This window comes from Streptomyces sp. WAC06614 (assembly GCF_003949795.1).
Classification (GTDB): domain Bacteria; phylum Actinomycetota; class Actinomycetes; order Streptomycetales; family Streptomycetaceae; genus Streptomyces.
The window spans coordinates 1-6,849 of sequence record NZ_RPRY01000352.1 but is presented as its reverse complement, the minus strand read 5'-3'; the positions used below and the strand labels follow the sequence as shown (position 1 = coordinate 6,849).

Annotated in this window: 6 protein-coding genes and 1 pseudogene; 4 read left to right on the top strand and 3 right to left on the bottom strand. The window is 73.3% G+C overall.

The window, feature by feature from the left end:
• The 3 genes and pseudogenes from EF918_RS30390 to EF918_RS30380 all read left to right on the top strand — a co-directional run.
• Positions 1–876: pseudogene (locus EF918_RS30390) on the top strand (serine/threonine protein kinase); the annotation flags it as partial.
• A 346-nt stretch (positions 877–1,222) separates the two neighbouring features.
• A complete protein-coding gene (locus EF918_RS30385; RefSeq protein WP_125652145.1) occupies positions 1,223–1,585 on the top strand; it encodes a DUF1304 domain-containing protein in 363 nt (120 codons plus the stop codon).
• Positions 1,582–2,148 (top strand): TetR/AcrR family transcriptional regulator, encoded by a 567-nt coding sequence (locus EF918_RS30380; protein WP_125652144.1) that lies wholly within the window; start codon positions 1,582–1,584, stop codon positions 2,146–2,148. Before EF918_RS30385 ends, EF918_RS30380 begins: the two co-directional genes overlap by 4 nt.
• Before the next feature lie 46 nt (positions 2,149–2,194).
• Here EF918_RS30380 and EF918_RS30375 read toward each other — a convergent pair whose 3' ends face one another.
• From EF918_RS30375 to EF918_RS30365, 3 genes are all read right to left on the bottom strand, one after another.
• Positions 2,195–3,064: a geranyl diphosphate 2-C-methyltransferase gene (locus EF918_RS30375; protein ID WP_125652143.1), complete on the bottom strand. Its 870-nt coding sequence runs from the start codon at positions 3,062–3,064 to the stop codon at positions 2,195–2,197.
• Between the two features lie 19 nt (positions 3,065–3,083).
• Positions 3,084–4,583: a family 2 encapsulin nanocompartment cargo protein terpene cyclase gene (locus tag EF918_RS30370; protein WP_125652142.1), complete on the bottom strand. Its 1,500-nt coding sequence runs from the start codon at positions 4,581–4,583 to the stop codon at positions 3,084–3,086.
• Positions 4,584–4,695: 112 nt separating this feature from the next.
• Complete coding sequence (locus EF918_RS30365) at positions 4,696–6,114, bottom strand: family 2B encapsulin nanocompartment shell protein (RefSeq protein ID WP_125652141.1); 1,419 nt, start codon at positions 6,112–6,114, stop codon at positions 4,696–4,698.
• A 389-nt stretch (positions 6,115–6,503) separates the two neighbouring features.
• On the opposite strand from EF918_RS30365, the gene EF918_RS30360 reads away from it, so the two are divergent.
• A partial coding sequence (locus EF918_RS30360; RefSeq protein ID WP_148141283.1) for a helix-turn-helix transcriptional regulator occupies positions 6,504–6,849 on the top strand: 346 nt, incomplete at its 3' end.

Here is a 6,849-nt window from a genome sequence, read left to right as displayed (position 1 = left end):
GCCCAGGCCCACGCCCCGACGGCGACGGCGGTCCCCCCGACGGCACCGTCCACACCCGCCGCACACGCGGCCGCGCCCCCGACGCCGCCGCCGGGCCAGGCACCGGCACCGGCCCAGCTGTCGTACCCGCAGTCGGCGGGTCCCCGGTCGGCGGGCCCGTACGCTCCGACGCAGCACGCCGCCCCGGCGCCCCCGTACCCGACGTACGGCTACCCGCAGGCGCACACCCCCTTCCCGGGGCAGCCGCCGGTCGGGGCGCCACAGCGCCCGTCCCGCCGTCCGGCCCTGGTGGCGCTCACCGTCGTGGCCGCGGTCATCGTGGGCGCGGGGGTGTACGCCGCGACCCAGGGCAAGGACACCGCGTCCCCGCGCAACGGCGGCACCTCCTCCGCGGCCGCGTCCGCGGGCAGCAACGGCAAGGGCAGCTCCGGCAGCGACACCGCCGCGAAGCCGTCGGCCGGCGGCACCCGGCCCGACCCGGCCCCGGCCGACTACAAGGGCATCAACCTCACCGCCGGCTACCACCTCACCCTCGGCGACGACCCGCTGCGCCCGCAGAAGGGCGAGGACGGCAACTACGAGCTCTCGTACGACACCGGCGGCTACCTCGACGCCGAGAGCCAGGGCAGCACGTTCGTCCTGCTCGACCCCGGTCAGGAGGGCTCGCTGGCCACGTGCCGGGCCGAGACCCGGTTCACGGACGACGTCTACATCAACAAGCTGGGCCCGGGCCGCCAGCTCTGCCTGACCACCGGCACCGGCCACATCGGCCTGATCACGGTCCGCGGCCGCTCCCCGGAGGACTCCCCGAGCACGTACCTCACCCTGGACCTCACGGTCTGGCGCAACGCCGCCGCGGGCTCGACGGCCCGCTGACCGCCCGCCCGGCCGGCCGGCCGGGGGAAGCCACGTCGCTCACCGAGGCGGTCCTCAGAACGGGGGTGCCGAGGAGTGCCCACCCTCGCTCCGAAGGCCGGGCGTGGGCTCCGGCCGGGCGGCGCGGTGTTCGGCCTGCGCGGGAGGCCGCCCCTTCTCGGGCCGATACCGGCGAGGTGGTGCGCCTGCCGGTCATCGTCCTGGTGCAGGGACGGCAGCGTAGGGCCCGGCTGGTACGGGTTGACTTACTGGACAGGTGTCCAGTTAAGCTGGACACCTGTCCAGGAAATAGCGTGCGGGAGTCGTCACAGGCGTCCGCCGGTCGAGGGGAAAGGTGGGGACGTCGATGGGGACGACCGCGCATGTGCTGGTGGGGCTGGTGGCCGCGTTGCACCTGTATTTCCTGGTGCTGGAGATGTTCCTGTGGGAGCGGGAGGCCGGGCGGAAGCTGTCCGGGTTCGATGCCGAGCTGGCCCGGGCCACCGCCACGCTCGCCGCGAACCAGGGGCTCTACAACGGCTTCCTCGCGGCCGGCCTGGTCTGGGGCCTGTTCGCCGGGGAGCCCACCGGCTTCCAGGTCCGGGTCTTCTTCCTCGGGTGCGTGGTGGTCGCCGGGGTCTACGGCGCCCTGACCGCCAACCGCCGCATCCTGATCGCCCAGGCCCTGCCCGGCGCCCTGGCGCTCGGCGCCGTCCTGCTGGCCGGGTGACGCGCGTGCCGGAGGACCCCAGGACCGAGCGGACCCGGGCCAAGCTGCGCGGGGCGCTGCTGGAGGAGTGCGCGCACGGGCCGCTGGAGAAGGTCGGTGTGGCCGCGCTGGCGCGCCGGGCCGGGGTCGGCCGGGCCACGTTCTACGTGCACTACGCGGACCTGGAGGCGCTCGCCGTCGACGCCTGTGCCGAGATCGTCCGCGAGGCGGTGGACGCCCTCCACGCGTGGCGCGGCGTCCCGGACCCGGCGAGCCCGCCGCCCGCGCTGGTCGAGTTCTTCGAGGGGCTCCCCCGGCACGCGGGGCTCTACCGGGAGCTGCTGCGGCCGGGCGGCGGCGGGCCGCTGGGCCTGGTGCTCCACCGGGACCTGCGCGCGCGCAGCCGGGCCGAGCGTGCGCTGGCCGGGGCGCCGGAGCCCGACCTGGTCGCCTCGGCCGTGGCCGCGGCCTTCGCCGGGGTGCTCGCCGACTGGCTGCACGGCCTGATCGAGGCCACGCCCGCCGAGGTCACCGGGCGGATCTGGCGGCTGCTGATCGGCCTGCACCGGACACCGCTGCCCTGAGCCCCCCGCGACCCGCCCGGAGACGGGTCACGGGGGGCGAGGCGGGTCAGACCCGGTCGGCCGCGATCAGCAGGTACTGGAAGGAGCCGTCCCGGTAGGAGTTGATGAACGCCTCCTCGATGCCGGTGACCAGCGAGGACGTGGCCCGCAGCTCCCAGTACGGCAGGGTGGCCGCGGTGAGGTCCACGACGGCCTGCGGGACCAGGCGGTTGTCGGCCATGGCGCGCAGGTACTCGCGGCGCGAGTGGATGTTGCACTCGAAGTGCGCGTTGATCTGCGAGACCCACTTGGAGGGCTGGCCGTAACGGGGGTTCCAGCAGCCGGTGATGGTCACGTAGCGGCCGCCGACCGCGAGGATGCGCGCGTGCTCGGCCATCAGGTCGTGCAGGTCGACGTACATGCTGGACTCGTTGTTCCACGAGGCGGCGGCCTGGCCGGTCTCGAAGGGCATGTCGAGCATGTTGCAGACCCGGGAGTGGACCGAGTCCTCGATGCCCAGCTCGCGGGCGCGGTTGTTGCCGAAGTCGGCCTGCTTGGCCGAGAGGGTGACGCCCTCGACCTTGCAGCCGAAGCGCTGGTGGGCCATCACCATCGAGCCGCCGCGGCCGCAGCCGGCGTCGACCAGCATGTCGTCGCGGCCGATGGCACCGAGGTGGTCCAGCAGGACATTGGTCTGGGCCGACTCCAGCCGGTGCAGCTCGGCGATCAGCTTCGCCTCGCGGTCGGGGTCCGACGGGTCGCCGAGGGCGGCCGTGTCGACGTCGCCGATGCCGTAGTGGTGGTGGTAAAGGCCGTCCACGTCGCCCAGGCGCAGGTTCACCGGCCTGGCCTCTTCGTTCCAGTAGCGGGCGATGTCCCCCTGGTACGGCGTCGCCGGGGCGGGAATGAACGGGGTGGTGCTGACGGTGCTGGTCATGTGAAAGAAATCCCCTCGTTTACCAAAAATCGGGCAGGGTGTAGCGGTAGGTATTGGTCGAGTGCCAGTAGTGGTTGCCGTCGACCCAGACGGCGACGCCCCTGAGGAAGCGCGCCACGCGCGGGTCGGGGCAGGTCACGGCGAGCTCGGCGGCCTCGGCCTCGAACAGGTGCATGAGCTCGTTGTGGATCTCGACCGCCTTGAGGTAGGCCTCCTTGTCGGAGACGCCCTCGCGTTCGGCGATCACCACCGGCAGGTTGAGGTGCTTGCCGGGGCTCTGGAGCTCCTTCATGTACGAGTAGAGGTCGTTGGCGATGGTGGTGGCGTTGCCGGCGAGGGCGATGACGCGCTGCATGGCGGGCAGGGCGTGCAGCTCCGCCGGGAGTTCGTAGCCGCCGACCGTGTCGGTGATGGTCGGGCAGGGGCGGAAGTTGTTGAACTGGCGCATCGCCAGGTACTCCGCCACCTCGGGCACGTACTCCGTCTGCGCCCAGGCGGCCTCGGCGAGGTAGCCCATGTGCAGCCGGGCCATGTCGTGCCGGAACCGGTCGGCCTGGGCCGGGGTGGCGGCCTGGAGGAAGTACTCCATGGCGGAGCGGTAGGAGCGCCGTGCGGCGTCGGCGGAGAGCGACTCCGCCCAGGCCGGCTCGTACTCCTTCGCCGTGTGCACCGGGTCGAGGGCGGTGTGGGCCAGCAGAAGCCTTCCGCCCAGGCCGACCGGCGAGCCGCCGTGGTCCTCGCAGTAGACGTCGTCCACCACGTTCTCGGCGACCATCAGCCGGGTGGCGAGCATGAGGTGGTCGACGGTGGGTGCGTCGGGGTGGCAGGCGACCATGTAGCGGCCGACGGAAAAACCGTCGAACTGGTCCTCCCACTCCGGCGGGTACGCCTGGACCTCGTCCACCGCCCAGCGCTTGATCCGGCGGCTGACCTCCGCCACGCGGACCGGGTCGGGCTCCGCGATCGGGTGGTGGTAGAGGCCGGGGATCGGGTTCCCGTCGGCCGCCGCGGGCCGGTCCGGGGTTTCCGGCAGGTCCGACGGCTCCGGCAGGTCCGGGACGCCCGGAAGGTCCGGGACACCCGGAAGGTCCGGGACCACCGGCTCCGGGCGCGGCGGTTCCGGCAGCTCCGGGCGGGACGCCCGCGGCACCAGGCGCAGGCTCGCCGTGCCCAGCCCGCTGGGTCCCCGCAGGACCCGCGCCAAGGCGGACTCCGCCGCGGCCGGCGCCGTGGGGAAGCCCGCCGCGGCGGGGACCTCCGCGACCGCCGGTCCCGCCGCGGCGTCCGCCAGGGCCGGGGTGGCCGGCAAGGCCGGGGCGGCCGCGGCCGCCGGCGGGTCCGGCGTGGCCGGGACCGGCGGGCCCGCCGGCGCCGCCGAGGCCGGCGCCGGTGCGGCGGCCGCCGCCGCCCGGGCCGGGAGCAGGCCGTGGGCGAGGGCGTCGGCGAGGACGCGGGCCGCGAAGCTGCCGGCCGCGGGAGGACCGCTCGACGGCAGAGGGGAAGACCCGGGATCGGGCATCCGTGGCTCCTTGATGAGGTGGGTGACTGTCCCGGCTCCCGCGTCCCGGATCCCGGGCGCGCTCGGCCCGCCCGGGAGGTCCGGGCTCCGGCGGTGACTGCGGGGCGGCCCGTCAGGCCTGGTCGCGGCGGCGCGCGATCTGTACGTTCTCCAGCACGCCCAGCGCGTCGGGCACCAGGACGGCGGCGGAGTAGTACGTGGTGACCAGGTACGAGATGAGGGCCTGGTCGCTGATGCCCATGAACCGCACCGACAGACCCGGCTCGTACTCGTCCGGCAGCCCGGTCTGACGCAGGCCGATGACACCCTGGTTCTCCTCACCCGTGCGCATGGCGAGGATCGAGCTGGTGTTGTCCTTGCTGATCGGGATCTTGTTGCACGGCAGGATGGGAACGCCGCGCCAGGCCGGGACCGACTGCCCGCCTACGTCGACGTGGTCCGGGTACAGCCCGCGGGCGTTGAACTCGCGGCCGATCGCCGCGATGGTCCTGGGGTGCGCCAGGAAGAGCTTGGTGCCGCGGCGGCGGCAGAGCAGCTCGTCCAGGTCGTCGGGGGTGGGCGGGCCGGAGTGGGTCTGGATCCGCTGCTTGAACGCGGCGTTGTGGAGCAGACCGAACTCGCGGTTGTTGATCAGCTCGTGCTCCTGGCGCTCGCGCAGCGCCTCGATGGTGAGCCTGAGCTGCTCCTCGGTCTGGTTCATCGGGCCGTTGTAGAGGTCGGCGACCCGGGTGTGGACGCGCAGCACGGTCTGGGCGACCGAGAGCTCGTACTCGCGCGGCTTGAGCTCGTAGTCCACGAAGGTGCCGGGCAGTTCGGGCTCGCCGGTGTGGCCGGCGGACAGCGCGATCTCGGCCTCGCCGTGACGGTTCTGCCGCTGGAGCGGGATCGAGCTGAACCGGTCGAGGTGCGCCTGGAGGGGCTGCGAGAGGGCCACGACGGCGGCGAAGTCCGCGCGGGAGAGGGCGAGCAGGGTGCCGGAGGTCTCGGCGGTGGCGGTGTAGTCCCAGGTGGCGTCGGCGTCCAGCAGGGCGTTCTCGCCGAAGTGGTCGCCGTCGGCGAGCGTGGCGACCGCCACCTCGTCGCCGTACTTGCCGGTCGTGGTCTGGCCGATCCGGCCGTGCGCGATGAGGAGGATCTCCTCGGCCGGGGTGCCGCGCCGGACGAGCACCTCACCGGGCCGGAACTCGCGCTGGACGCACCGGTTGGCGATCGCGGCCAGTACCTCGTCGTCCTCGAAGCCGCGCAGCAGGGCCAGTTCACCGAGCTCACGGGGGATCACCCGGACCTCGGCGCCGTCCTGGACGAACTCGATGCGCCCGTCGCCGACGGTGTAGGTGAGCCGGCGGTTCACCCGGTAGGCGCCGCCCTTGGTCTCCACCCAGGGCAGCATCCGCAGCAGCCAGCGGGAGGTGATCTCCTGCATCTGCGGGGCGGATTTGGTCGTGGTGGAAAGGTTGCGGGCCGCCGCAGTGCTCAGGCTGGCCTGCCGGGGCGGCTCGACCTGGGCTTCCGGGCTGGTCTCAACGGTCATCGGGCGAGCTCTCCTTCGTAAGGGCGGTGACGGCGGCACATCCGCACGGCACCGGTGAAAGAGGAAATAAGGGGGCGAACAACAGGGAATCCGTCCAGATCCCGGGGAACAGTAACGGCCGTTCCCCCCACGCGACCGTGAGAAGGCGTTGGTATTACTTCGATGCGGTGATCTTGGCCCGTCCGGGGTTTGCCCGGGTGATCGTCAGGTTCCGGCCGGGCCGGGTCCCGGATGGCGCGTCATCGACCCTGGCGCACGCGGCCACAGGGGCATGCCGCACCACGGTCGCAGGACCCCGGGGAGCTGCTCACGGCCACCGACGGGCCGCCGGCACCCCGACGCGTCGGGAAAAGTTGACATGTCGGAGAGTTCCGACGCATTCTGGAGTCATGGAAGCCGTCGACGTCTACAGCGCCCTGGCCCATCCGGTCCGGCGGACCCTGCTCGAAAGGCTGCGCGGCGGCGCCCGGGCGGCCGGGGACCTGGCCGGCGAGTTCTCCCTGAGCCGGCCGGCCGTCTCCGAGCACCTCGCCGTGCTGCGCAAGGCCGGCCTGGTCCGCGAGGAGCCGCGCGGCCGCCACCGCTACTACCACCTGAGGGCGGAGCCACTGGCCGAAGTCGGCGCCTGGCTGCACCCCTTCGAGCACTACTGGCGCGCCCGGATGAGCACGCTCAGCGAGGTCCTCGACGAACTCGCCGAGACCGACCCGCTCCCCGCCGCCCCTGCCCCCGCTC

Excerpts from the sequence above, each read along its gene's own strand:
- EF918_RS30385 (WP_125652145.1), top strand. The coding sequence starts at position 1,223 with ATGGGGACGACCGCGCATGTGCTGGTGGGGCTGGTGGCCGCGTTGCAC.
- EF918_RS30375 (WP_125652143.1), bottom strand. The coding sequence starts at position 3,064 with ATGACCAGCACCGTCAGCACCACCCCGTTCATTCCCGCCCCGGCGACG.
- EF918_RS30370 (WP_125652142.1), bottom strand. The coding sequence starts at position 4,583 with ATGCCCGATCCCGGGTCTTCCCCTCTGCCGTCGAGCGGTCCTCCCGCG.
- EF918_RS30365 (WP_125652141.1), bottom strand. The coding sequence starts at position 6,114 with ATGACCGTTGAGACCAGCCCGGAAGCCCAGGTCGAGCCGCCCCGGCAG.